The organism is Scardovia inopinata JCM 12537 (assembly GCF_001042695.1).
Lineage (GTDB): Bacteria > Actinomycetota > Actinomycetes > Actinomycetales > Bifidobacteriaceae > Scardovia > Scardovia inopinata.
This window is the reverse complement of sequence record NZ_AP012334.1, coordinates 1,173,692-1,199,420: the sequence shown is the minus strand read 5'-3', so window position 1 is coordinate 1,199,420 and position 25,729 is coordinate 1,173,692. Positions and strand designations below refer to the sequence as shown.

At 48.9% G+C, this 25,729-nt stretch carries 20 protein-coding genes and 2 tRNA genes; all 22 read left to right on the top strand.

Annotated elements, in window-relative coordinates; translation table 11 throughout:
• The 22 genes from SCIP_RS04880 to nhaA all read left to right on the top strand — a co-directional run bounded on the left by SCIP_RS04880 (position 1) and on the right by nhaA (position 25,663).
• Entirely contained in the window at positions 1 to 918 is a 918-nt protein-coding gene (locus tag SCIP_RS04880) for a histidine phosphatase family protein (protein ID WP_006293828.1), read from the top strand.
• 69 nt (positions 919 to 987) lie between these two features.
• On the top strand, positions 988 to 1,131 hold the full coding sequence (locus tag SCIP_RS08065; RefSeq protein WP_155810243.1) for a hypothetical protein: 144 nt from the start codon (positions 988 to 990) through the stop codon (positions 1,129 to 1,131).
• A gap of 14 nt (positions 1,132 to 1,145) precedes the next feature.
• Positions 1,146 to 3,242, top strand: a complete 2,097-nt coding sequence (locus tag SCIP_RS04875) for a bacteriocin-associated integral membrane family protein (RefSeq protein ID WP_040591534.1) — start codon at positions 1,146 to 1,148, stop codon at positions 3,240 to 3,242.
• 1 nt (position 3,243) lies between these two features.
• Entirely contained in the window at positions 3,244 to 4,023 is a 780-nt protein-coding gene (locus SCIP_RS04870; RefSeq protein ID WP_115672839.1) for an ATP-binding cassette domain-containing protein, read from the top strand.
• 44 nt (positions 4,024 to 4,067) lie between these two features.
• Positions 4,068 to 4,140, top strand: a tRNA-Ala gene (locus SCIP_RS04865).
• A 191-nt stretch (positions 4,141 to 4,331) separates the two neighbouring features.
• A complete protein-coding gene (gene uriH, locus SCIP_RS04860) occupies positions 4,332 to 5,303 on the top strand; it encodes a uridine-preferring nucleoside hydrolase UriH (RefSeq protein ID WP_006293831.1) in 972 nt (323 codons plus the stop codon).
• A 182-nt stretch (positions 5,304 to 5,485) separates the two neighbouring features.
• Entirely contained in the window at positions 5,486 to 6,031 is a 546-nt protein-coding gene (locus SCIP_RS08325) for an MFS transporter (protein WP_006293832.1), read from the top strand.
• Entirely contained in the window at positions 5,979 to 7,019 is a 1,041-nt protein-coding gene (locus SCIP_RS04855; protein WP_070097785.1) for a hypothetical protein, read from the top strand. The genes SCIP_RS08325 and SCIP_RS04855 overlap by 53 nt, the downstream gene beginning before the upstream one ends.
• 389 nt (positions 7,020 to 7,408) lie before the next feature.
• Positions 7,409 to 8,347 (top strand): magnesium transporter CorA family protein, encoded by a 939-nt coding sequence (locus SCIP_RS04850; RefSeq protein ID WP_040591349.1) that lies wholly within the window; start codon positions 7,409 to 7,411, stop codon positions 8,345 to 8,347.
• A gap of 99 nt (positions 8,348 to 8,446) precedes the next feature.
• On the top strand, positions 8,447 to 9,487 hold the full coding sequence (locus SCIP_RS04845; RefSeq protein WP_050752408.1) for a transporter substrate-binding domain-containing protein: 1,041 nt from the start codon (positions 8,447 to 8,449) through the stop codon (positions 9,485 to 9,487).
• 291 nt (positions 9,488 to 9,778) lie between these two features.
• Positions 9,779 to 12,754, top strand: coding sequence for a leucine--tRNA ligase (gene leuS, locus SCIP_RS04840; protein WP_006293836.1), 2,976 nt, complete (start codon positions 9,779 to 9,781; stop codon positions 12,752 to 12,754).
• A 244-nt stretch (positions 12,755 to 12,998) separates the two neighbouring features.
• Positions 12,999 to 13,643 carry a ComEA family DNA-binding protein gene (locus SCIP_RS04835; protein WP_050752409.1) on the top strand — a complete coding sequence of 215 codons (645 nt, stop codon included), beginning with the start codon at positions 12,999 to 13,001 and terminating at the stop codon, positions 13,641 to 13,643.
• Positions 13,644 to 13,647: 4 nt separating this feature from the next.
• A complete protein-coding gene (locus tag SCIP_RS04830; RefSeq protein WP_006293838.1) occupies positions 13,648 to 15,336 on the top strand; it encodes a ComEC/Rec2 family competence protein in 1,689 nt (562 codons plus the stop codon).
• Between the two features lie 154 nt (positions 15,337 to 15,490).
• Positions 15,491 to 16,477: a DNA polymerase III subunit delta gene (gene holA, locus SCIP_RS04825; protein WP_231288086.1), complete on the top strand. Its 987-nt coding sequence runs from the start codon at positions 15,491 to 15,493 to the stop codon at positions 16,475 to 16,477.
• 40 nt (positions 16,478 to 16,517) lie between these two features.
• Positions 16,518 to 17,078 carry a tRNA (adenosine(37)-N6)-threonylcarbamoyltransferase complex ATPase subunit type 1 TsaE gene (gene tsaE / locus SCIP_RS04820; protein ID WP_048349360.1) on the top strand — a complete coding sequence of 187 codons (561 nt, stop codon included), beginning with the start codon at positions 16,518 to 16,520 and terminating at the stop codon, positions 17,076 to 17,078.
• Positions 17,075 to 17,926 carry a tRNA (adenosine(37)-N6)-threonylcarbamoyltransferase complex dimerization subunit type 1 TsaB gene (gene tsaB, locus SCIP_RS04815; RefSeq protein WP_040591350.1) on the top strand — a complete coding sequence of 284 codons (852 nt, stop codon included), beginning with the start codon at positions 17,075 to 17,077 and terminating at the stop codon, positions 17,924 to 17,926. The genes tsaE and tsaB overlap by 4 nt, the downstream gene beginning before the upstream one ends.
• An 8-nt stretch (positions 17,927 to 17,934) precedes the next feature.
• Positions 17,935 to 18,435, top strand: a complete 501-nt coding sequence (rimI, locus tag SCIP_RS04810; RefSeq protein WP_231288087.1) for a ribosomal protein S18-alanine N-acetyltransferase — start codon at positions 17,935 to 17,937, stop codon at positions 18,433 to 18,435.
• Between the two features lie 55 nt (positions 18,436 to 18,490).
• Positions 18,491 to 19,537 (top strand): tRNA (adenosine(37)-N6)-threonylcarbamoyltransferase complex transferase subunit TsaD, encoded by a 1,047-nt coding sequence (gene tsaD, locus SCIP_RS04805; RefSeq protein WP_006293843.1) that lies wholly within the window; start codon positions 18,491 to 18,493, stop codon positions 19,535 to 19,537.
• Between the two features lie 98 nt (positions 19,538 to 19,635).
• A complete protein-coding gene (locus tag SCIP_RS04800) occupies positions 19,636 to 21,084 on the top strand; it encodes an alpha/beta hydrolase (protein ID WP_040591351.1) in 1,449 nt (482 codons plus the stop codon).
• 116 nt (positions 21,085 to 21,200) lie between these two features.
• Positions 21,201 to 24,071 carry a bifunctional lysylphosphatidylglycerol flippase/synthetase MprF gene (locus SCIP_RS04795; protein ID WP_006293846.1) on the top strand — a complete coding sequence of 957 codons (2,871 nt, stop codon included), beginning with the start codon at positions 21,201 to 21,203 and terminating at the stop codon, positions 24,069 to 24,071.
• Positions 24,072 to 24,175: 104 nt separating this feature from the next.
• Positions 24,176 to 24,249 (top strand) — tRNA-Arg (locus tag SCIP_RS04790).
• 133 nt (positions 24,250 to 24,382) lie between these two features.
• On the top strand, positions 24,383 to 25,663 hold the full coding sequence (nhaA, locus tag SCIP_RS04785; RefSeq protein WP_006293848.1) for a Na+/H+ antiporter NhaA: 1,281 nt from the start codon (positions 24,383 to 24,385) through the stop codon (positions 25,661 to 25,663).
• Positions 25,664 to 25,729: the final 66 nt, after the last annotated feature.

Here is a 25,729-nt window from a genome sequence, read left to right as displayed (position 1 = left end):
ATGGGGACAGGTGAGCATGTTCATTCAATTTTCCTGATTCGCCATGGACAAACCTCGTACAACAGTCAGCACAGATGGCAGGGACAGATAGATATTCCTCTGAATGATGTTGGCCGCTGGCAGGTGAAACAGACTGCTGCTGAGCTGACCCGCCTCTATGTTCACGGTAGCACAGACAAGACTTTTGATATTCAGGCAGGAATGGGCCAGGAAACAGACAGTGATGGGGAGCGGATTGAGTATTTTGGAAGTCACTTTTCTCCTGCTCCCTCTGAGCCCCAATCTCAATCTCAATCCGGTCCGGCAGCTGCATCCTTGTCTGCCTCAGGCCCTACCTCCTCACTCAAGCTTTCTGAGCGTCGCCAGCTGGTAGTTGCCTCCCACCTCAGCCGTGCTCAGGAGACGGCACATATCTTTGCTGATCCTCTGGGAATTGAGGTTAACACCGATGAGCGAATTGCGGAACGCTCATTTGGAGAGTGGGAAGGCTTGTCCATGGACGAGATCAAGTCTCGTTTTCCTGAAGATTATGCCTCCTGGGAGCATTTTGGCGGCGGTGAACTCAAACACGGGGCAGAGCCCAAGGAACATGTTGGCCGCCGAGGTATGGCTGCTCTGAAAGATTGGGCTTATAAGGCTGGAGATAACACTGATCTGTTTGTGTTTTCGCATGGAGCTTGGATCAATCAAACTCTTCAGATGCTTCTTCGCTTAACTGATGCTCATCCTGATTTTACTAGTCTGGTCTCCATGCGCAACGCCTTCTGGGTGAAGCTCTCCGCTCTTGATCTGCCTGACGGGTCTGTCCGCTGGCGGCTGGAAGAATATGAGCATGGCCCGGTCGCTGCCTATATTACCAATTGGAATAATCCCTGGGAAGGATCAGGACAAATGTCCTCATACCTAGACGAAAAATGAATTCGAGTAAAAAATAATTATGAGAAAGAAGAAAAAAAGAGTTCCTAAATTTTCAAAGGAGTATTGGCCATGGATACTGGTAAAACAGCAAAACGGAGGAGTTTGCTTGCTGCCGCTACATCCCTTCTCATGATGGGAGCTTTGTGTGTTCCGACAACGGTTTATGCTTCTGGAGCAGATGGTGGTAACTTTACCTGCAAATTCTCCAGGTGAGTGAGGTTTCTGCTGTGCATAGAATTTTTAAGGTTTCATGGATTATTGCTTTGATTTTTGGCGTTTTCTTTGCATTTCAGGCTTTTATTGTCATGGATCAAAATCAGCCCTATGGTACTCAGTCATCTTTCACGGTAGAACAAATTTCAGGTAAAAAAAGTGCAGCTCTGACGACTTTTAAAAATCTTGCTCAAGAAGAAAAAATCAATATTTATAAAATTCAACCTGATCCCGAGTCTGCATCGGATAAAAGCATAGCTTTCGTTTTTATTGGTAATCAAGCTGCATTTGCCAGAGCTGGAGGGTATTCATACCCGACTTTTTCGTCTTTATCGGGAAGATACACCATCAAACCTGCCTCTGCTATAACCTATCAGGATTTACGGGGGCAGTATGCAGTTAATGTATCTGGCAGTAAGTTCTCTCAGCTGGTTCACAAGTTGTCAGAGCAGGGGATGAGTATTTCGACAGCGGGATCTTCATATAAATCCAATGCAGCAGCATACTTCATATTCGGGATTGGGCAAAGTAACTCGGCTGCCTTCTTCCTCGCTTTGATTCTGGCTCTGATTCTTTCCATTGCCTTTTCCTGCTCCAGGCAGCGAAAATCCTATGCTTTGCGTGAGCTCCACGGATATTCCCACGGGCAGATTGTCAGAGGGGAGATTGCGGATTTTCTGGCTTTTTCAGGAAAGAGCATGATAATAGTTCTTGCTCTTCTGACCCTGGTACTGGGAATATATAATCATTTCCATCAATATTTTCGTTTTCTTTCCCTGCTCTGTGTTTCCTGGCTTGCTTTGCTAATACTAGGAATTACGGCTGTCAGTTTTATTTCATCTATTTTTATTCGATCGATAGCTATTGTTCCTGTTATCAAAAATCAAAATAATACAACTGCCAGTTTTGTTATTGGTTTTGCTACCCAAATCATTGTGGTAGCTTTGATTTTCGGTGCTTTGTCAGGGACAGTTTTACGGATTTCTGCTGTTAACCAGGCATCAAATGAACTTACAGTGTGGCAGAAAACGGGGCCTCTTTATTCAACCAGTATCTATGTAAATCTACCTCAGGAGAAAATGTTTGATGATGGGGCTCCTTTTCGACAGGTAGCCGGTTCTCTGGAGAGCAAAGATCAAACAGTTTTTATTCACTCTAACGCCCAAGATTCCGAAGCAATTGCACACGGTGAAAGAAGTTACTTCCCAGGTGAAAAAAATTCTCTTTATATCAATAATGGATATTTGCAGAAGAATCCCATCCTTGATGTTCACGGTCATAAAATCACCTATCCCACTGGGGAGCTTAACAAGGTCCTGCTGATTGTGCCTGAAACATATCATGGAAGCATTGAGAAATTGAAGAAGAGTTATGCTTCTGACTTAAAAGGATGGTGTGAAACCTCGGAGTCTGGCTCAGATTCTCCATCGAATAAGGCGGCTTGTAAACCTGAGCTGTCGATAATCAGAGCCAAGGCAGGACAATCCTATTTTCTTTATAACAATGCGCAATTGGACATGCCAGCAGAGGGGCAAAGCGGAACAACAAGCCGAACCGCTTCTTTGAAAGATCCGGTTGCTGCAGTGGCCAATGTTCGATCGCATTTAATTGCTCCAGCAGTCTTCATCTCTTATGCTTCAAGTGGGAATGTTCTTTTTACTAATCCTGCAGCCTTGACCGCGGCTCTTGATAAAGCTGGGATTCTGGGTGATTTCTCAGGAATCAACAATGCCGCTGATATTGTTGCCTATTCCATTCAACTCTCGCAGCGGGAACAGGTGATGGATATACTGGGCATGATTCTCGGTTTTGGTGTTTTTGTTATGTCGATTGGCGTTTTGATAAGTGCATACTGTGAACTCAGGAAAAAACAGAATTTTATAAAACTGACTCATGGATATTCATTCATCAGACGGCATGTGGGAATCATACTGGTTGGGTTTGTTGTCACTGTCGCTGCTCTGGAAATTGCCTCCCGGATTGGGCATATGCGGGATGGGGCCAGTATAGTTCTTGCTCTTATAATTCTTATTCTTCAGGTGAGTATGACAGTGGGAATGCTAAAAACTTTCGAAAGTCAGACCAGGGCAAGTATGATCAAGGAGTCCTAACATGATGGATAACAATAAACAGCAGCTTCCGGCGATTACAGTTAAGGATGCAGCCAAGCGATTTGGCCATCATATCTTGTGGGAAAATTGGTCTTTTACTGTCCCCGCCGAGGCCCTGGTAGCGGTAACCGGTCCGTCCGGTGCAGGAAAGACGACACTTATCAACTGCCTGGGACTCTTGGAAGATTTTACCCAGGGGTCCATGTATTACGGCGACAAGTTGGTTCTTGATATCAAGCCCGGTAAAGGAGGGAAACCGGGCAAAAGCGGCAAAATTACCAGGAAAAAAGACCTGCTGACTGCCAAAGAACGCCGTATGTATTTTCATGATACCCTAGGATTTCTTTTTCAGAACTATGGTCTGGTTGATTCCTGGACTGTTCGTCAAAACCTGATGGTTCCTTTGAAAATTAATAAAAATATACCCAGACGGCAATATTCAGACCTGTGCAGAAAGGTTCTATTTAGGGTTGGCTTGGCGGATATGGAAAAAGAGAAAATCTATACTCTTTCTGGAGGAGAACAGCAGAGGGTGGCTTTAGCCCGGCTGATGCTGAAAAAGCCGACAATTATTCTTGCTGATGAACCTACTTCATCTTTGGACACCGCCAATGGGGATATGGTGATGGCTATCCTGCGGGAATTTGCTGATTCTGGGTCTGTGGTGCTGATTTCTACCCACAGCCAGAATGTGGTGGAACAGTGTGACCTGCAGTTGCAGATTCCTGGAACTGGTGAGGCTGCTCCTGGTTATTCAAACGACACGCACTCAGCCGCATGAGAGATCAAAATTCCCTAGGGTGTGTACAATAGCTTTTGTACTTCGGGGCTATGGCGCAGCTGGTAGCGCATCTCCATGGCATGGAGGGGGTCGGGGGTTCGAATCCCCCTAGCTCCACGATTGCGAAAAGCCGGGATTCGTCTGTGACGGATACCGGCTTTTGTGTATATTTTCTCTTTTTATTTTTGCAGGCTCAGCATGGTGACAAATCGGCTTAAATCGCCTTAAGGGTATGATAGAAGGAAGTTGATAATTGAAGCTGATAATTTTACAAATAATTTTACAAAGCCAACCGCGGAGGTGGCATCATGGCAAGAAAAATTATTCTGGACTGCGACCCTGGGCATGATGATGCAATGGCTCTCATCCTAGCTGCGGGCAATCCGCAGATTGATCTGCTGGGAGTTACCACAGTTGGTGGCAATCAGAGCCTGGACAAGGTCACCTATAATGCCCGTTCCGTCTTGGAAATGGCTGGCGCTCGCTCCACGCCTGTGCATGCCGGTTGTGGCAGACCGCTGGTTAGGCCCCTGTCAGTTGCCGCCGAGATTCATGGGCAGACCGGGCTTGATGGGGTCGATTTGCCTGAGCCAGTCCGTCCTCTGGACTCAGGACATGCAGTGAATTGGATTATCGACACTATTATGTCCAGCGAGCCGGGAACCATCACTCTTGTTCCTACGGGTCCCCTGACCAATATTGCCCTGGCCGTCCGTCTGGAGCCGAGAATTATTGATCGGGTGCAGGAAGTTGTTCTTATGGGAGGCGGCTATCATGTGGGGAATGCCAGTCCGGTTGCTGAGTTCAACGTGAAGACTGATCCTGAAGCCGCTCATATTGTTTTTAATGCAGGCTGGCGTATGGTGACGATGGTAGGGCTGGACTTAACTCATCAGGCTTTGTGCACTCCACAGATCCAGAAACGGATTAATGCTATAGATTCTAATCTGGCCTCCTTCGCCAGCGGTCTGATGGATTTCTTCCGTCAGGCTTACCAGAATAATCAGGATTTTGTAGATCCCCCGGTGCATGATCCCTGCACGGTTGCTTATCTGATTGATCCTACAGTTGTTGCTACCCGGCGCTGCCATCTGGATGTTGAACTGTACGGTCAGCTGACTGCTGGCATGACTGTGGCCGATCTTCGCGGCCCGGAGCCTTCTGCTGATCAATGTCATACTCAAGTCGCTACCAGGCTGGACTTTGATCGTTTCTGGGAGCTGGTCATCGATGCAATTACGAGGCTGAGCGATTCTGCCCGCAGCAATTACCTTGCCTAAACTTAATCCTCGCAGCCAGTGTATTGTATAAAGCAATATATTTGTGATATTTATCACTAATTGTGATAAATATCACTTAAGCGAATAAAAGTTTGATTTTTTTTTCTAATCACTGTATCTTTAATTGTATCTTTATCATAAAAATAAAAGAGCCAACCGTGGAGAGTTTTCCGGAGGCCGAAATGAAAGTCAGGAAAAACCAACTGATACTTGCCATAGCAGTGATTGTGCTCGAACTGATTGGGGGCATGCAAAGCTATGTCAGCCAGCTGATTCTTCCTATTATGTCCGCTGACTTCCACGCTCAACATTTGTATGGCTTGATCACAGGAGTATCATCTATAGCCAGCATGCTGGGACTTCCAACCGGCGCAGCCCTTTTGCAACGGTACAAATTACCTCGTCTCCTAATTATTATGACAGCAATTTTATGCGGGGGATCGGTAATCAGTGCGACCTCAGTAAATATCTGGATGTATGTGGTTGGTCAGTTTATTCGAGGATTTGCTGGTTCGGCCCTGGCAATGGCTTCGATTGGGGCTGTTGCCCTGGGCCTGTCTGGCCGAGCTCGGCAGCTGACCCTTGCCCTTCTCTTCCGCCAGTTGGGTAATTTCTTCCCTGGTGGGACCGGCATACGGAGCTTGGGTAACTCACTTGCTCTCCTGGCGGTGGGCAATGCTGCTCTATCTTCCCTTCCTCCTGGCTGCCCGTTTTGTTATTGCTTTTAGCCTGAATTCTCAGCAGAAAACACAGAAAACTCCTCTGCCGCTGACAGCTGCAATAGGAATGTGCCTTGGTGTGCTGTTGACCATTCTTCCGGCTCGCGGCTGGAGTAAATATCTTCTCAGTATCTTGGGAATACTTATTCTTTGTTGGGTGACTGTGAAGCTGATGCCCCGGGCCACTTTTACTGAAAACGCGCCGCGTAAACGGGCCCTGGCTGGTATGTTCTTCTTGACAGCTGCATATTATTCAGCTAATGAATTAATCACATTAACCGCGCATGATTTATATAATGCCAATGCGGCTCAGCTCGGCTGGATTCAGCTGGCTGGCGGCCTTGGCTGGGCAGTGATGGGACTGATTTGCGGAATGAAACCGGCAACCACTGCAAAAATCTATCGCCTGCGGGCAGGGATTGGAGTGGGAGCAATCATCCTTTCCTCAGTCGCGGCTGCTCTGATGATTCTTGGTCCTTCCCTTGTCTCGTCTCATATGATGATTTCAGACAATATTGCAAGCAATATTGCAAGCAATATTTCAAGCAATATGATTATTTTCTGCCTGATTTTTTGGGCTCTGTGTGGTCTGGGAATGGGTGTTACTTATGTTGATACTCTCAATATTTTCTTTGAAGAGCCTCTGGTTGATGATCATATTTCCATTGAAGAGATTTTCAGCGCATCTGTCATGGTGGAATCTCTGTCCAATGCCACCTTTGTGCCTCTAATAACTTCCTTGGTTTCAATCGCTTTTCAGCGGGCCGCTTCCAAGGGCTCAACTGTCCCCGGTCAGGCAAATTCTGGCCATGCAATTATTGGGATGGGGTTTTCTTCGGGCTCTTTTCTTTACGGCCTTGCCTGGGTACTGATCGTTTTCCTGGCTCTTGTAGCCTGGATTTACCTCCATCAGTCTGGTCCAAAAGCATCCGTCCCTGTGAATTCGAGCGGTTCTTATGCCTCAGATGACTGGAGTGATTCACACCATTCTGGCTGATTACACTGATTTCTGCTGGCATGCCATCAATTGGATAGGAAGGTATCTCCTTTCAGACGTATAGGTGTAAACGAGATGCAGCGAGAGAAAAGATACGGCCGAATAAGCCACTAAATTTTTCTATCTCGGTTTCATATGCACCATCAGAACCTTAAAAGGGGTCTTCTTCAAAACTACCCTTCACCTAACTGCAGTGTCAAAAATAAAGAATGGCTTATTTCTGCGGTTTTTGATTTCAAACCTTGCAGTTGGGTGAGGGCATATCACGCAAAGGAATGCGAAGAGGAGATGGAGGGCGGAGAACGACAGAAACGGTCAGGGCAGAGCTCGCGCGGTATTCACCACAGTATACAATCGAAGACTGTAAGCAGCTGAGGGTGGTGATAACTATGATGCGTATATTTAATACGGTTGATGGGCAGACAGAGCAGATAGCCACACCGGTTCGCGGTTCATGGGTGTCACTGGTCGATCCTTCAGACATGGAACTGTCTACTGTTTCCCAGAATTATAACATTGACCTGGCCGACCTGCGAGCTCCCCTGGATGATGAAGAGCGGTCTCGTACCGATGTGGAAGATACTTATACCATGGTCATTGTAGATATTCCAACTGTGGAAGAGAGGGCGGAACGCAACTGGTACAATACCATCCCCCTGTCAGTGGTGGTAACCAAAGACGTGATTATCACGGTCTGTTCGCAGGATACCCCTTTGCTCCATCCCTTTATGGATGGGACCATCCGCGGATTTAATACTTTTATGCATACCCGCTTTATTCTCCAGGTCCTGTACCGCAATGCAGCCATGTATCTGCGCTATCTGCGCATCATTGACCGGGAGTCAGATAAGCTGGAAAATCGTATGCAGAACTCCACTCAAAACCGCGAAATCCTGATGCTGATGGAGCTGACCAAGTCCCTGCTGTACTTTACTACCAGCCTGAAGTCTAACGAGATTGTTTTAGAAAAGCTGACCACTTTGGACCTGATCAAGCCCTATGAGGATGATAATGATCTCTTGGAGGATGTAATAACGGAAAATAAGCAGGCTATTGAGATGGCCACTATTTACCAGGGAGTTCTTCAGGGCATGACCGATGCTTTTGGGTCCATCGTTTCCAACAATATGAACGGGGTAATGCGAATTTTCACCATTATCACTATCGTTTTGTCCATCCCGACTTTGATTTTCTCCCTCTATGGTATGAATTTCCGCTGGATGCCTTTGCTGAATCAGCCGTGGGGATTCTCGGACATTCTTTTGTTGACCTTGGCAATTACTGTGGGGACCACCTGGTGGCTTATGCACAGCAAATTCTTTAAATAAAAGTACATAAGTCATTCAGCAATGAATAAAATGAATAGAAATAAGTAAAACACATATATGCATAACAGATATAGTACAAACCTGAGGTTTCGAATAAGCATGCAGATTCAGACCGATTTTATCTTTCGTCGCTTTCGCAGCGATAGGCTGGGAAGTGGGGCGGCAGCGCAGGATAAAGCAGCTCCAGGAGGTAAGGCTGCGAAAACAGTTGCGGCAGTCAAAACTGCTAAAGCAGCTAAGGCTGTTAAAGCTGCTGCGGCCATGACCTGCCTTGTAGTGGTAAGCAGTCTGGGATTTTTAAGTGGATGTGGTCCAACCTTGCCGGATGTGACTGGCCCCAAAATTACTATCGGCATAGCCTATGACCGGCCGTATCTCAGCAACCGCCGGGCTGAAAAGTTTTCCGGCCTTGATGTAACAGTGGCAACTTATGTGGCTCATCAGCTGGGGTATTCTGCCGATCAGATTACTTGGGTTGAAGCGCAGAATTCCAATCGTTCTCAACTTTTCGATTCACAGGATGTGGACATGATTGTAGGAGTGCATCAGTTGCTGAACGATTCAGATGATGATATATCTTTTTCCGGTCCTTATATGACAGTTAGGCAGCGTATTCTGGTGAGAAAAATGGATAAAAATAAATATATGAATGTAACTTCACTCAGAGCGACTGATATTTGTGCTATTAAGGGGGAGCTGTCGGCATCAGTAGAAAGAATGCTGATTGGTCAAAAAACTCAGTTTCACTGGCAAGGCCGCTATTCCCAGTGTATCAGCGCCCTTTTCTCAGGAAGCGTTAGCGCTGTTATAGGTGATGAAACAGCTTTGGGCGGGTATGCAACAGCCATGAATAATCATCAGATGGTTCTCACTGGCCCAATTTTGGCAAAAAATCAATATGGAATAGCTTTGCCAAAGGGCGATGACCGATTGCGGGCCTTAGTTGACCAAAGTCTGCACTCTTTGGTGGGGTCTTCGAGCTTCCGCACCGCTGCATCTGCCTTCAGCAAGGCAACACGCATAAAAATACGGACCGCCAACATTCCCCGGGAATCCAGCGATCCCAGCAAGAGAAGCGCCAGCAAGACCAGCAAGAAAAGTATCAGCACAGACGACGAGAGGTCTTCAGAAAATCAGTAGTTCTCAGGTGAGCGGTAATAGGAAAGCAGCAATAGGAAAGCGGAAAGCAGTAAGCGGAAAGCAGCAACCACCTGAAAATCAATGATCTTCTGGGAGACAGTGGCACCGCAACCGGTGCCGATAATTGCTCCTAATCAGGAGCACAGTAATGAGTCAACCGAGAAACTGACCATTGGTCACCATTCATAAAAAGTCGCAAACCCTGACGATAATTCAAACATAACTGTTGTAACTATTCGTCACTTATACCTTAGGAGAATTATGAGCAAGAATTCTGACAAAGCTGCAGCCATGGGGCAGGAAGAGGAAAACGAATTAGCACACGCCCCCAGTTTCAGGTATACTGCTGCTCTGGCCCAGAAGATTGAGAAAAAATGGCAGAAAGAGTGGGACGACCGCGGCACTTTCTGGGCTGCGAATGTTAAAGACGGCCTGGAAGATGGGGAAGGCAGGCATGCTGGAGGGAAGTCCCCCTACTTCGCCATGGCTATGTTCCCTTACCCTTCAGGCAAGGGCCTGCATGTAGGCCATCCCCTGGGGTACATTGCAACCGATGTGATGGCTCGGTATCATCGGATGAAGGGTGAGAACGTCCTGCACACCATGGGATATGATGCTTTTGGCCTGCCAGCTGAGCAGTATGCTGTGCAGACCGGTCAGCATCCAAGAATTACTACTGAACAGAACATTGCCAATATGAAACGGCAGCTGCACAGGATGGGCCTGAGCTTTGACTATCGTCGATCTTTTGCCACTATCGATCCTAGTTATGTTCGTTGGACTCAGTGGATTTTCTCCCGAATTTATGATTCCTGGTACGACCCTGAGGCTGTAAACCCCAGTGGCAGCAAAGGAAGCGCCCGCCCAATCAGCCAACTGATTGACCAGTTCAGGCTGGGACAGCGCCCCATCGATGGTTACGAAGACAGTGGAACTCAGTGGGATGATCTGACTTCTGCCCAGCAGGCTGATATTCTGAATAATTATCGACTGGCTTATATTTCAAAATCGCCTGTAAATTGGTGCCCTGGTCTGGGAACCGTCCTGGCCAATGAAGAGGTAACTGCGGAGGGCCGTTCTGAGCGGGGAAATTATCCTGTTTTTCAGCGGGAACTGAGACAGTGGTCCATGCGGATTACTGCTTATGGACACCGGTTGATTGACGATCTTACTGAGATTGATTGGCCGGAGAAGATTAAGACCATGCAGCGCAACTGGATTGGTGAATCTCATGGTGCTTCAGTGCATTTTGAGGTTTTTGATGATCAGGGTGCAGACCTGAAAGAGGATATGGAAGTGTATACAACCCGTCCGGATACTCTTTTTGGAACGACTTTTGCCGTGGTTTCTCCTGAACATCCTCTTCTGGACCATGTTCCTGATCAGTGGGATGATTCCGTTCCCCAGGTCTGGAAGGGTGGTTTTGATAATCCCCAGACTGCTGTCAGCCAGTATCGTCGGGAAGCTGAGGCTAAAACTGCCCGGGACAGAATTGAAGAAGCAGGGGCCAAGACAGGATTTTTCACTGGTCTTTATGCAAAGAATCCTATCACTGGCGCCATGCTTCCTATTTTTTCTGCAGACTACGTGCTGATGGACTATGGAACCGGTGCTATCATGGCAGTGCCTGGTGGGGATCAGAGAGATTATGAATTTGCTCAGGAGTTTGATCTTCCTGTTATTTATACCTTGAAGCCGCTCGAAGATTCCGGGGATAGTCTGGATAATTATGAAGATAAAAGAGCTTATGCATCCAAGGAAGGCATAGTTATTAATTCTTCCGTTACAAAGACTGCTGTTGGCTCCCAGCCTCTGGATATTAATGGCCTGAGCGTTCCCCAGGCCATTGACACGGTTATTTCCTATCTGGAGAATGATAAGGTTGGTACAGGCAAGGTTTCTTACCGCCTGCGTGACTGGCTTTTCTCCCGTCAGCGTTACTGGGGGGAGCCTTTCCCTATTGTTTATGATGAGGATAATGTGGCTCATCTGCTTCCTGATGATCAGCTTCCCCTGAATCTGCCTGAGGTGCCTGATTATTCTCCTCGTACTTTTGATCCTAATGATAGTGAGTCTAACCCTGAAGCTCCCTTGACCCGCAATCCTGACTGGGTTAATGTGACCCTGGACTTGGGGGACGGGCCCCGCCAGTATCGGCGAGACACCAATACCATGCCCAACTGGGCCGGATCCTGCTATTACTATCTGCGCTATATTGATCCCACCAATACCGTCAGTCTGGTTGATAAGGACGAGGACGCTTACTGGCTGGGACCCAATCATAATGCGACAGCTGGTGCATCCGGTGGGGTAGACCTCTATGTAGGCGGTGTCGAGCATGCGGTTTTGCATCTGCTTTATGCGCGTTTTTGGCATAAGATCCTCTTTGATCTGGGGTATGTCAGTTCGCCTGAGCCTTTCCATAAGCTCTTTAACCAGGGATATATTCAGGCCTATGCTTTCACCGATAGCAGGGGGCAGTATGTTCCAGCTGCAGAAGTGGAGGAGAGAATTACCGAATCAGGTCAGACCGAGTATTGGTGGAATGGGCAGCAGGTCTACCGGGAGTTCGGGAAGATGGGCAAGAGCCTGAAAAATATGATCACTCCCGATGATATGTATGAGCAGTATGGGGCTGATACTTTCCGTCTGTATGAGATGAGTATGGGTCCTCTGGATGAGTCCCGCCCCTGGAACACCAAGAATGTAGTAGGTGGCATGCGCTTCCTGCAGCGTCTGTGGCGTAACGTGATTGATGAGGAAACAGATCAGCTGAATATTACTGAGGATGAACCAGATCTGAAGACCTTGAAAATCCTCAACAATACCATTGCTGAGGTGACTGTAGAAATGGAAGCCATGCGTCCTAATACGGCTATTTCCAAGCTGATTGTATTGAATAATCATCTGACTACCCTGCAGAAGGTGCCCCGCAAAGCGGTAGAGCCTCTGATTCTTATGCTTTCTCCTATCGCTCCCCATATTTGCGAAGAACTGTGGAGCAAACTGGGACATAGTCAGTCTCTGGCTCATGAACCTTGGCCTCAGGCAGATCAGCGGTATGTTGGTCAGGACATGGTCACTGCTGTGATTCAGATTAAGGGCAAGGTCAGAGGAAAGCTGGAAGTATCGCCTGATATTTCTGCTGAAGAGCTGGAAAAGCTGGCTCTTGCCAGTGATGCAGTCACTAGCCGTCTGGGAGGCAAAGCGCCCCGAAAGGTGATAGTGAAGGCTCCGAAGATTGTGTCGATTGTTCCGGCTGACTAGGAGTCGGTGCTGTTGATGCCAGCCCTGGTGAGGGCTGATTTTGGTGACTGAAAACTAGGGGCCAGCCAGGTGTGATCTGATAATCTGACGACCCAGTTGATCGGGGGCGAACGGATGCAGATATGTGACTGCTGGTGGTGTGCGACCTGAAGATGTCAAGTCATCTGTCGGGCGTGTTTTCCACATTCGACCACATTAATGAATTATCGTGTCATGAGAGTGCTTCTTGTGGCACGATATTTTTATGTGGAGAGCGCGTCATCGTCAGCATCAGCAGTATCATTGGCGGCATCAGAATCATCAGAACCCTGATCAAGACCAGGGTGCCTATCATCATGCTCAGCATGCTCCACAACCTGCTGCCAGATTTTTTATGACTCCCTCCCAGGCTGTCTGCATTATTTTGGTTTTGATTACCGCCCTCACCGCCAGCCTGGCTTTGCTGGTTGTTCAATCGTCCAGTTTGCGCTCGCTGCAGCAGGCGGTGGGTTTTCTGTCATCGTCAGCATCGCCAGCATCGTCATCCGCCCCTTCCAGACAGGCACCTGCACCTTCCTCCACTTCAGACCAGCAGTCATCGGCGTCGCCTAATCAGCAGGCTAAAGATGCGCCAGCCGTAAGTCCTTCGTCATCTCCAGCCAGCCCCCAATCTGGCGGTTCACCTCCTGGAAGGTCAGCATCAAGTAGGGATTCGAGGATTAACATCAACACAGCAACCCTCCAGGACCTGGAGACCATCAAGGGGATAGGGCCGGCAAAAGCCCAAAAGATTATTGACTACAGGAATCAGCATGGCCGCTTTTCTTCAGTTGATGATCTTCTTCACGTTTCAGGGATAGGGTCAAAAACGCTTGCATCTATTCGTGATTTCATCACAGTAGGGGGATGAGACTATGCATAATAGACTGTACAAAGATTTTCGTCTTTTTCTGGTCGCCATGATTTTGTGGGGAACCGCACTGATATGGCATGTCTACCCCCAGGGGCTCATTTCCGCTGCAATAGTGGGGTTGGTGTTGCTCATTTTCAGTCTGGGCCTGTGCCTGAACTCTTCTTCCAATCGTTCCAATCATGGGCAGGTACTCATGAATATTGGACTGTATGGCCTGGTCTTGACCGTTGCTGCCCTGTGTATGGTTATCAGCCTAGCTGCTCATCAGTCAGTTGATTTATCGCCTCAGGATCTGCCGGAAGGAACAGATTCCATTCGTTCCCTCCTGGTCCGTGTGCGCTCTCCGGTTATGGCTTCAGACAGACGGGCTTTCGATTGCAAAGTTGACGGTCAGGCTCTGGTGTCAGCCTCTGAATCACAAGTTTTGACTGTTTCCAATTTTCCCTTGCGGATATATGCCTCCGGGCGGGACTGCTCCCTTCGCAATCAGGGGGAATACTGGATTCAGGGGAAGCTTTCCCCTGCCCAATATGGGAAAGTTCCTCTCTGGTTTTCTCTTTCCTCTCAGAGGGAATCGGTCCATTGTCTGAATCCTCCCGGTTGGTGGCGGCAGAAAATTTCAAGGATGCAGGAAGTTTTCCTGGAAGAAACCCAAAAACTGTCTCCTCAGGGTCAGATCCTGGTTCCAGGCTTGACCTTGGGGGTTATGGGAAATGAGGCTTTCGTCTCTGGATCTCGACAGGGAACAGACAAGACCCTGTCAGAAGCATATGTATCTAAGGTGAAGGATTCTTTCCTGAATTTGGGAATTATGCATTTAATGGCTGTCTCTGGCAGTCATTTTGTGCTCCTTGCTTCCTTGATCAGGTGGATTCTGGTTCGCTGTAAAATGGGGAACCGAATCATCGCTGTGGTTACGATCCTGGCGTATTTTGCCTTGTCGACGATGATGTATCCATCGGATTCGCTGATCAGAGCTTTAGTTATGGGTCTCATAGGATCGTTCTGTTTCGGGGTGGGATTGGTTACGAATGCTTTTAACTCGCTCAATCTGACAGTCATAGCGATTCTCCTGTGCAATCCTTCTCTGGCCTGGAGCTACGGTTTTGCCTTATCGTGTTCTGCAGTTTATGGAATCCTTCTTTTCCACCGGCCTTTATGCCGTGCTCTCAGTCGATATGTGCCCAAGCTATGCGCTGAAACCATATCATTGACAGTCTGTGCCCAGGTTTTCAGTCTCCCCATCAGCATATTGATGATACCGGCAGTTCCGCTTCTGTCCCTGCCAGCCAACCTTCTGGTATCTCCTTTGGTATCAGCAGCGACAATTCTGGGCTTGTCTGGTTTTCTCCTGGCTCCGATCTGCAGACAGCTGTCATTTTGTCTGGTTTATGTGGCATCAGGCCTGACTCAGTTGATGAATAGCCTATCTTTAGCTTTATCTGATAACTCGTGGTGCACCATCGCTTGGCCGGCTGGGGGGACAGGTGTACTTATTCTGGCTTTCCTCTATGCCGGCAGCGCACTATTCTATCTGTTTGTCAAAGAAGCGAAGCAAGGAGTCAAGGCTCATAGAGCAAGAGTTCAGGGAGTGAAGATGCAGGGGGAAAATCTGAAGATTACGCTTAAGCAGCGGCTTTCTTATTGGATTGGAGACATCAAAGACCATGTTTTTCAGCAGGATTGGTAACGTATTTTTTCATCAGGATCAAGCTAAGTTTTGTACTGCCCTTGTTCGGCCTCTGCAGGTTGCCTTAGCACTTGCTGTCTTGTCTGTTTCAGCACCTTCCTGCCGCGGCAGAAAGATGAGCTTGTTTGTCCAAGTATGCAGGAACAGTGGAAGCATGCCACACATGCCACAGGGGTTTGTTCATATTGTCTCAGGCGAAGATGATTATTTAAGCGGTCAGCGCGTACAAGAGCTGAAGACCGTCGCCTTCCGCACACTACCTGAGGCAGAGATCATTGAACTGGATGCAGCAACTTGTACGGCTTTTGATTTTGACCAAGCGGTCAGCCCCTCGCTCCTGTCCGACGCTTCCATCGTACTTATGAGCCACGGGGAAAATATGGATGAAGAGGTGGGAACAGCCCTTGTTGAGTATTGCCAGCGCTTTCGGAAGGAATCCAACCCTGTCAGTATAGTGATTGTTCGTCATAATGGCTCCACCAAGGGGAGTGGAATTATTAAACGGGCTCAGAAGGCTGGAGCAGTTCTTGACCCAATAGAAAGTCTTAAAAAGCCTGACTCCAGGAAGAATTTTGTTCTTCACTGTTGTGAAAAACGAAAGAGACGAATCACCCCCGACGCCGCACAGCTTATAGTTGATGTTCTGACTGACAAAACTGGTGAGATTGCCGCCCTGTGCGAACAGCTCTGCGATGATTTTCCCCAGGATCCTATCAGCCGCAATCAGGTAGAAACCTATCTTTCAGCTGATCCCCGAGTGACGGGTTTTAATGTAGCAGACCGGGCTATATCAGGGAATGTGGCTCAGGCTGTGCTGGGCCTGAGATCGGCCCTGGCTCAGGGGGTAGATCCCCTTGCTATTATTGGTGCTATTGCAATGAAAATCCGGGCAATGGCGAAGGCGTCGGCAGTCGACAGGGGAACAATAACTCCTGCCGAGGCTAGAATGGCACCCTGGCAGCTGCGGAATGCCAGGAAAGACGTTCGGGGCTGGACTTCTCAAGGCTTGAGAAAGTGCATTCAGACCGCAGCCTGGGCAGATGAACAGTGCAAGAGCAGCGGCACGGATCCGCTCTATGCTATGGAAATATTAGTGGAAACTCTGGCAAAGAAAGGCAGGATTTCAGCAAGTGACCGCTGATAACACGAGTATTGTTTTTTCCGTTCCTTACGCTGACGATATGCGCAGGTTAGGGCGGAGCATTGGCCGGGCCATGAAAGCAGGAGATGTGCTTGTTCTTTCCGGACCGCTGGGAGCGGGGAAAACGACCCTAACTCAGGGAATAGGACAGGGGCTGCACATTGATGAGCCCATGGTGTCCCCAACTTTTACCATAGCTCGTGAGCTGATAGGCCGCTACCAAGATGGTTCACCGGCCCGTGTAATCCATATGGATGCCTATCGTCTTCCCGGGTCTGACAATGATGATTTGTTAATTGGCCGGGGAGGGCAGTCGGAAGCTGATAGGCAAAGATCGCGGAACAGATTGCTGGATGAGCTAGAATCTCTAGGGCTGGACGAAGAACTGGAAGATCCTGGCCCGGGGACCAGTATAGTGATCGAGTGGGGGTCGCTCATGGCTTCAGCCTTATCTGATGATAGACTGGAGATCTCTATCAGCCGGCCCGCGCATGCTGCCTATTCTGATCGGGGAGAGCTAACCAGTGACGGAGAGAGGACCGTCACTATCCGGGCAGTAGGAACCTCGTGGAAAGAACGACAAGGAGAAATAGATCTATGAGTCACTCTGATCAGGATTCCTGTCTGGTGATTGACACTTCTTTTGGCTCAACTGTAGGCCTGGTAGGGCACGAACCGCTTATCGAGACTGATTCGCGCTCGCATGTGGAAAAACTGGAACCCCATATTCGCCGGGTCATAGAGGCAGCCGGTATTCAGCCGGAAGATCTGGGAACAATCGTTGTAGGAACCGGCCCTGCTCCCTTTACCGGGCTGCGGGCGGGAATAGTAACTGCCCGGGCCTTATCTTTTGTCTGTGGAGCCAACCTTTTGGGGCAGAATATTGTGGAAGCTCAGGCTCTGTGGTATGCCCGCAAGAAGATGTCAGACTCTGGTAAATCATTCCCTCACTTGGTTTTAGCTGTCAATGATGCCCGCAGAAAACAGCTTTATTATGCTTTATATGACGTATCTGGGATCATTTCTGGCAACAACCTGATTCCCCAGCAGCTGACAGACCTCAATATTGCCTCTGCCAGCACCATATCTTTGGAAATAAGCCACTTTCTGGCTTCCCACCCTGCCTATAGGCAGGCCACTCTTGCTATCTCGGGCAGAGGTGCCGGCTCCTACATGCAGGCCTGGGACGATCTGGAAGATCAGCGCAGACGGATGCACAGCGACTCGGGCTGCACAGTCAGCGACTTATCCTGTCTGGTGGACGGAGGAGCCGGGGGAGTGGACTTATTCGCTGCTGTGGCCCGCGCTCATCAGAGCCGGAAGGATCCCTGTTCTACCGATCCTTTATACCTGCGTCGTCCTGATATCACTGTGCCCACAGCTTCCCGGCACAAACTGGGGGAAACTGCCATATCGTTAACTTTGACTGAAAAGAACCAGAAAAAATGATACGACCTATGGTCCAGGAAGATATCGAGGCCGTCTCTAACCTGGAAAAAGAGCTATTCGGCCCGGAAGCCTGGAGTCCTGAAGTTCTTAAAAGTGAGCTGGCGGCAGAGTCTCGATATTATTTTGTGGATGAGGAGTTGACTCCTGAACCCAACGACAAGCCCATCCGTATTCGAGGTTATGCTGGCATCTGGTTTGATGGCAGCGATGCCCAGATCATGACCATTGGGGTTGCGCCAGCAGACCAGGGGCACCATATTGGGCAGGCCCTGCTTGGGGCTGTAATGAATGCTGCGTCTGCTCTTCATGCTCAGCGAATGCTGCTGGAAGTTCGGGTAGATAATGAACCTGCTTTGGCGCTCTATAAAAAGAATGGTTTTCGCTTGATGGGGTTGCGTAAACGGTATTATCAGCCTGAGAATATTGACGCTTATACTATGGAGTGCACTGTATCTGATTGGGCACATGCTTCAAGACATACAGTAAACTTCAATAAGCACATCAAATAAATATGCCACAGGTATTCAGTCACAAAACTGAATATTGCGAGAAAAAGGTTAAGTAATGGCCGAACCGATTGTTCTGGGAATTGAATCAACTTGCGATGAGACTGCAGCAGCAGTTGTTCAGGGGCGGACGCTCCTGTCCAACGTTGTTGCCTCATCCATGGAAGAGCATGCCCGGTATGGAGGCGTTATTCCCGAGCTGGCTTCCCGGGCACACGCTGAAGCCTTTATTCCTGTGGTCTCTCAGGCTTTGGCCCAGGCTCATCTGGATCTGTCCGATCTTGATGCCCTGGCTGTTTCTGCCGGTCCCGGTCTGTCTGGCTGTCTGGCCGTAGGCGTCTCCGGCGCCAAGGCCCTGGCTTATGCTGCTCATAAACCCTTGTATGGGATTAATCATGTTATTGGCCACGTTGCCGTAACTCAACTGCAGTTTGGTTCTTTTCCCTCTAACACCCTGGCTTTGATTGTCTCCGGCGGTCATACTTCCCTCTTGCGCATCAATGATATTGCCAGATCCATTGACCTGGTGGGAACTACCCTCGATGACGCTGCCGGAGAGTGCTTTGATAAGATAGCCCGTCTCCTCGGCTTTCCTTACCCGGGCGGCCCCTTCATTGACCGCCATGCCAAGCGGGGGAATCCTCATGCCATTCGGGTTCCGCAAGGGTTGACTCAGGGGCGGTCCGCTGTTCAGCATCCTTATGACTTCAGTTTCTCAGGAGTGAAGACTGCGGTTGCCCGTTGGCTGGAAGAAGAGAATGGTCAAGGACGCACAATTCCCGTTGATGATGTCTGCGCTTCCTTGGCTGATTCTGTTGCTTCTGTATTGGCCAGAAAAGCTATTAAGGGTTGTCAGAATTATGATTCATCAACCTTAATTGTAGGAGGCGGTTTCAGCGCAAATTCACAGTTGAGAGCAAAACTGACAGAATATGGGCAGAAAGAAGGGATAGAAGTCCGCATTCCCCGGATAGATCTGTGTACAGATAATGGTGCCATGGTAGCCATGCTGGGAGTCAATCTGGTTCAGGCAGGGTGCAAGCCATCGTCCGATGATTTTCCCATTGATTCCTCCATGTCCATGACCACTGTTGTTATGGACTAGACCTTATAAACCTAGCCTCTATAAACTAGAACCCAGGGTGAAAAAGAAAAGCTGGGGAAAGAGTAGAATGATCCGAGGATGATTTCAGGAGAGTACTGATGCAGTTTGATATTAATCTGGAGACCGGGCCTCTTCCAACAACTGTCACTGTATTGATGATTATTATGGCTATCTGTTGCCTTCCTGTGGGAATTCCTGTGGGAAGAAGGCAGGCTGACAGCATGAGGCAGGCCGACAGCATGAAGAAGAAAGGCTCCGGCCGGTCGACCCTGTCTATTTTGCTCAGACAAGTTGCCGGTTTTTGTATCTTCTTTTTTCTGGGTGGTATGTTGACCTACCTCATTTCTGACGTCTGGGTTCTCTTCAATGTCCAGCTGGGCGCTCTGGTGATTCGTACAGTCGCCGTGGGCATGGGAATCCTCGGTTATGCCCTTGTCAGCCTGTCGGTCTGGAAAAAGTGGAGAAAAGCCGCTGCTGTTTTTCTGGTTATTCTTGCCCTGATCTGGTCAACTTTGGGAGTGAATGCAGTCTACGGCCAGTATCCCACGGTAAAATCACTCCTGGGGAAGCGGGTATATCCCCAGCTTAGCGAGAAGCCCCATCGTCCTTCTGTTATGACAGTAAAACGGTGGAAAGCCATGTTCAGCCACAGCAAGTCAGGAGAATCTCTTTCCTCGCGTCCGCTTTCTGTGCGAAAAGAGGGGATCGTAAGAATCGTTCCTATTCCGGGTAAAACATCACATTTCAAAGCTCGTCCTGCAACAATTTATTTGCCTCCTGCTGCTTTGGTCAAAAATCCTCCCCGCTTGCCTCTGCTGATTCTCATGGCAGGGCAGCCGGGAGATCCTGACAGGTTTTTTGCCGCAGGAAAAATCCATAAGATCATGGATGCTTTTGCCAAGAAAAATGATGGCCTGGCCCCAATTGTGATTTCGCCGGATCAGCTGGGAAATCCTTCACATGATACCTTGTGCTCTGATACTCCTGTATATGGGAAAGTGGAGACCTACCTGACCGTCGACGTGACCCGCTGGGTTGTGGCTCATCTGCCGGTTCAAAAACCAGGAGCGTCTTGGGGAATCGGTGGTTTTTCCATGGGTGGTACCTGTGCAACCCATCTGGGCCCCCGGCATCATCAGCTCTATGGCCATATTTTTTCAGTCGGTGGGGAGGAACATGAAACTAATGGGTCAGTCTCGTCCATGATTACTCGCTTTTACCGAGGTTCCCGGGAACAGTACGATGACCATGTGCCGGCGACAGCCATAGCTAAGTATGGGCAACCCAGTCAGACTTTTCTTTTTGGGAATGGATATTACGATACGTTGGGTCAAAAAAATGCCCGCATTATTGCCAGGGCAGCTCTGGCAAAAGGAATGAGCGTTACCGCTGTGGTCGCCCAGGGGACCGGGCATGACTGGAGAACAGTCAGGACTGTGATGAACTTCGGAGTTGCTCTTTTCTGCTATCAGACAGGTCTTAGCTCCCAGCCGGTTGCTATCAAGAATTTTCCTCATGTCAAGCGTATGGCTGGGATAGGTCAGTGAAATATCTGCAAAGATGCTTTCACTTCCAGGCCTGCCCCAGACGTATTCGGTGTGTCTGCTGGGGCCGGAGCTTATTATGGTAACAGACGTGCGAAGAAACAGAGGAGACTGAGATAATGCTACAGACTGGGGATAGTCGGAGAAATCAGCAGAATCAGCTTAATCAAAAGAATGCTGGGGAAAGTAAAACCAGCTCGATTGCCAAGAGCACTGATAGTCAGGCTGGTGAGCATCAGGTTACGAAGAAAGCAAAACGTCCCTTGCTAACGGCTAACAATTCCAGCAGACATCCCTGGAAGCCTTTGATTCGTGATGGTCAGCAGTGGATCGCGCATCATCCGTTAACAATTATTTCCTCTTTTCTTTTTCTTCTGATCAACATTATTCCTCGGATAATTTTCTCGACTCCGGTTGATCTAAGCTTGGCTCAAACAACCGACCGCCTGGGTTTCCTCCAATCCAGCTATGAGAACATTATGCAGGGACGCTGGTATACCGTTCTGACAGCTGTCTTTTTTGTTGATGATTCCTGGCAGATCTTGCTCGGGCTTATAATTATTCTGACTATGATGTCAGTAGCAGAGTCTCGATTGGGGCGAAGGCTGACCGTAGTCATCAGCATAGTTAGTATGTTAATTGGTCTGAGCTCAGGACTGGCACTATGCTTTGCATTCCAAGGGCATCGAAAACGATGGGCGATCCTCTATGTGATGTCCCAGTCGTATGGACCATGTGTCCTGGTTATTGGGGCTTTTATGGCAGCTGCTATTATGATGACCCCACTGTGGCGCAGACGTGTCTATATTTACACCTACGCAGTTATTGCGGCTACTCTGCTCTACAGAGGGGAACCTGTTGACTATGCCCTTCTGGTTTCTGCCTTTGTTGGCCAGGCATGTGGTTTTATTGTTTCCCGCCTATCTCTTCGCGATTTTGACGCTCAACCTGCTCAAACAGCTGAAACTTGGCATATCTTGGGAATAGTTACCCTTATTTCTGCCTGTGGCCCCCTTATCTCAGCCACATCGCCTATCCATGCCGGTCCCTTTTCACAGCTGAGTTTTTTGGTCTCTTCGGCACAGATCAATACCAGGAATTTGGCTCCTTGCATGATGGCCGGCGGATCACGGGCCTCATGCTACCTCCGGTATGGCTTCTTCCACGTCAATTCTTTCAGCCATATTTTGGTATCTCTTCTATCAGTACTGGTAATGGTTCTTATTGCCCGGGGAATATACCGGGGACGACTTTTGGCTGTCGATCTTGCCATCATCTTTAATACTGCTATGGTAATCATTGCCGATCTGTACTATTTTATTTTTCCCTTTCTTCTTCTTAAAATTGATCCCAATAATAAAAATCTGAAAGTATCCTCTTTGATTCAAGTGTCCCTGAGGGAACTCATTGCTACCTGTGTTTTGCCTCTGACACTCCTGATTATCTATGCTTTTCAACGCAGGAATTTCACTATTGTCACCCGTCGGCGACGCAAGGTGATTGGGGGAGCAGTTATTGTTGCGTCTTTTCTTCTTTTGTGCCTCCTTTATGTGATTATTGCCAAAACTACTGGCGGTCAACACCGTCAGTGGGAATCAGATGTCTTCAACGGAGGCTGGCCTCGGGCCAGACGGCCCTACGGAGATTATCAGCGGCAGTATCGGTACTCTTCCTGGTCTTCGACTCATCCAGACGCTGCATCCATCCTTGAGATTGTTCTTTCTCTTACCTACTATTTTCTTCCCACAGGATTTTTGAAGATTCTCCGACATCTGCATTTTACTTTCCTGAGTCCTCTGACTCAGATGACCGGGGCTGTTTTTGGCCCTCTTTTATGGGTGATCATTGTCGTAGTGGTTGCAGTCTGCCTATCGGATACAGGTGTGGTTGGTGTTTCAGAACATCGAAAAGCCGACCAGATCGTAGAGCTGGGAGGAGAATCCATGTCTTTCATGACAACCTGGCAGGGCAACAATTACTGGTTTTCTTCTTCAGGCCGCAGTGCCATTGCCTACCGGGTGTATGTAGGAATAGCGCTTACTGTGACCGGCCCCTTCGGCGACCCTTCTGAATACGAACAGTCTGTTAATGATTTCATTCAATTCTGTCAGAACCGGTCCTGGACCCCGGTCTTCTACTCGATTCATCAGGAGCTGACTGAGTTTTTGGAGAAAAAGCATTGGTCAAGTTTGGATGTCGGCACTGAAATGATTATTGACCCCACTCAGTGGAAGACGACCGGTAAAAAATGGCAGGATATCCGAACTGCCATTAACAAGGCAAAGCGGGAGAACATTACTGATGTTCTGTCTACCTACCAGGACTCAACCCTGGATATCCAATCGCAGATTATGGGAATTTCAGAGGCCTGGAGCGGGCAGAAAGCTCTCCCCGAGATGGGTTTCACCCTGGGGTCAGTTAAGGAGCTGATGGATCCGCGGGTAAAGCTCTTGTATGCAGTAGATCCTCGGGGAGTCGTTCAGGCGGTGACTTCCTGGCTGCCAACTTACCGCCAGGGGAGAGTTATAGGCTGGACTCTTGATTTTATGAGGCATCGGCCGGATGCGTCCAATGGCATAATGGAGTTCCTGATAGCCAGAATGGCTGAGCGCCTTAGGGATGGTCAAGGTGGTCCTGATATGCAGAATGTTGAGTTTATGAGTCTGTCTGCTGCCCCCTTGTCGGGAATCCGGGCCAGTGACAGCGCTTCAGCCAGCCTGACTCACCTGCTCCAGATGACTGCTGATATCCTGGAACCCGCTTATGGATTTCACTCCCTGCTCTTCTTCAAAAAGAAGTTCCAACCCCATCAGGCTCACGTTTATGTAGCATATCCGGATTCCTCCAAGCTGGGGCAGATTGCTCTGGCTGTCGGACATGCCTATCTTCCTTCGGTGAAGGTAAAAGACCTATTCTCCATGGCTGGAAGTCTGACCAGGCATGCACATCCGGCTGAACAGGCTAGGGCAAACGGGGAGCAGGGATCATAGTCAAAGGGAATCTCAGGAATCAGGCTGGACACGCCGGATTCCCTTTTTCTACCCCCCGTGCTTAAATGTATGTTTGTTGTCAGAGAGCAGTTGACGACAACAAGGCGCCAGTAGCCCAACGGATTAGAGCATCTGACTACGGATCAGAAGGTTGCAGGTTCGAATCCTGTCTGGCGCACCGACTAGCCGGAAGCCACTAACTTCCGGCTTTTTTGATATTGATTTCTCCGCTGGGCCGGGGGGATGACAGAGGCCCAGGAGGCGGGTCAAGAGACACTATGTGAGCGAATAGGCCAGGAAAGGATAGGCGAATGGCACAGTCTTCCCGTTTTAGCCGATCGGTTCAGCGCTTAGCCCACTCGGACAGGGCTTCGGGGATTATCATGGTTGCTTTTGCGCTAGCGGGTCTTCTCCTGGCAAATATGCCCTTTTCAGCCTCAATCTATAGGAGAATTTCTGACTATTCTCTGGGAATTCCCGGAACCAATCTGATTCTGGAGATCAGTCACTGGGCTCAGGACGGGTTGTTGACCATTTTCTTTTTGGTCGTGGGTCTGGAGCTGAAGCAGGAACTGTCAACTGGTTCTTTATCAAAACCCAAGGCGGCAGCAGTGCCTATGCTAGCTGCTGTGGGTGGTATGCTGGTTCCTCCGGTAATTTTCCTGGCTACTGTTGGAGCAGGCTATAAGTGTAATCTGCTCCACGGGCTTGATTTTTCTCAGGCAGCTACCGGCTGGTCTGTTCCTACAGCCACCGATATTGCTTTTTCTCTTGCTATTCTGGCCATTTTTGCCCAGGCCCTTCCAGGTTCTATCCGAGCCTTCCTCATGACTCTGGCAACTGTGGATGATCTCCTGGGGATTATTGTTATTGCTGTTTTCTATTCATCTCTCAACGCCTGGTACTGGTTCCTGGGAATCGTGGTCATGGCTCTGTTCTGGTCTTTCCTGGTTCGGCGCGCAAAGGTTCCCTGGCTTCTGGTTGCTTTGGTGGGAATACTTACTTGGATCATGATGTTCGAATCTGGTGTCCACCCTACTTTGGCAGGGGTGCTTGCCGGTCTGCTGACACCTGCACGGCCGTTACACGGTGAGTCCAGCCCTAGGGCAGAGCGGTACCATGATAAACTTCAGCCTTTTTCCTCTCTGCTGGCCCTGCCTGTTTTTGCTTTCTTCGCTACCGGAATTTCCCTGGCTGATTCTGGCGGGGTCAATTTCTTTCTGTCTCCCATTGTTCTGGGGCTGATTTTGGCTCTAGTTATTGGCAAACCGTTAGGTGTTCTAACGGCAACCTGGGTGACCACCCATCTGTTGGGGATGAAGCTTGCACCTGGTCTGAAAGTTAGAACTCTTCTGCCCATGTCAGCCTCCTGCGGGATTGGTTTTACAGTCGCTTTTCTGATTGCCTCCTTGGCCTATAAACACCCTCTGCTGCAAAATGAGGCTCGGATGGGCGTTCTACTGGGGTCGGTTTTGTCTGCCTGTCTTGCAGCTGTGCTTTTGCACAGGCAATCTAACCAGTACAAACGCTTGTCTGTCGAGGAAAGAGACCGGTGGGACGCATCTGACCTGGAATTTAACCGAGAGGATTAGACCATGAAGATGTGCTGTAGACGTGTGGTGTGCTTTTTATTTTTATGATGGTTGATACTAAGGAGT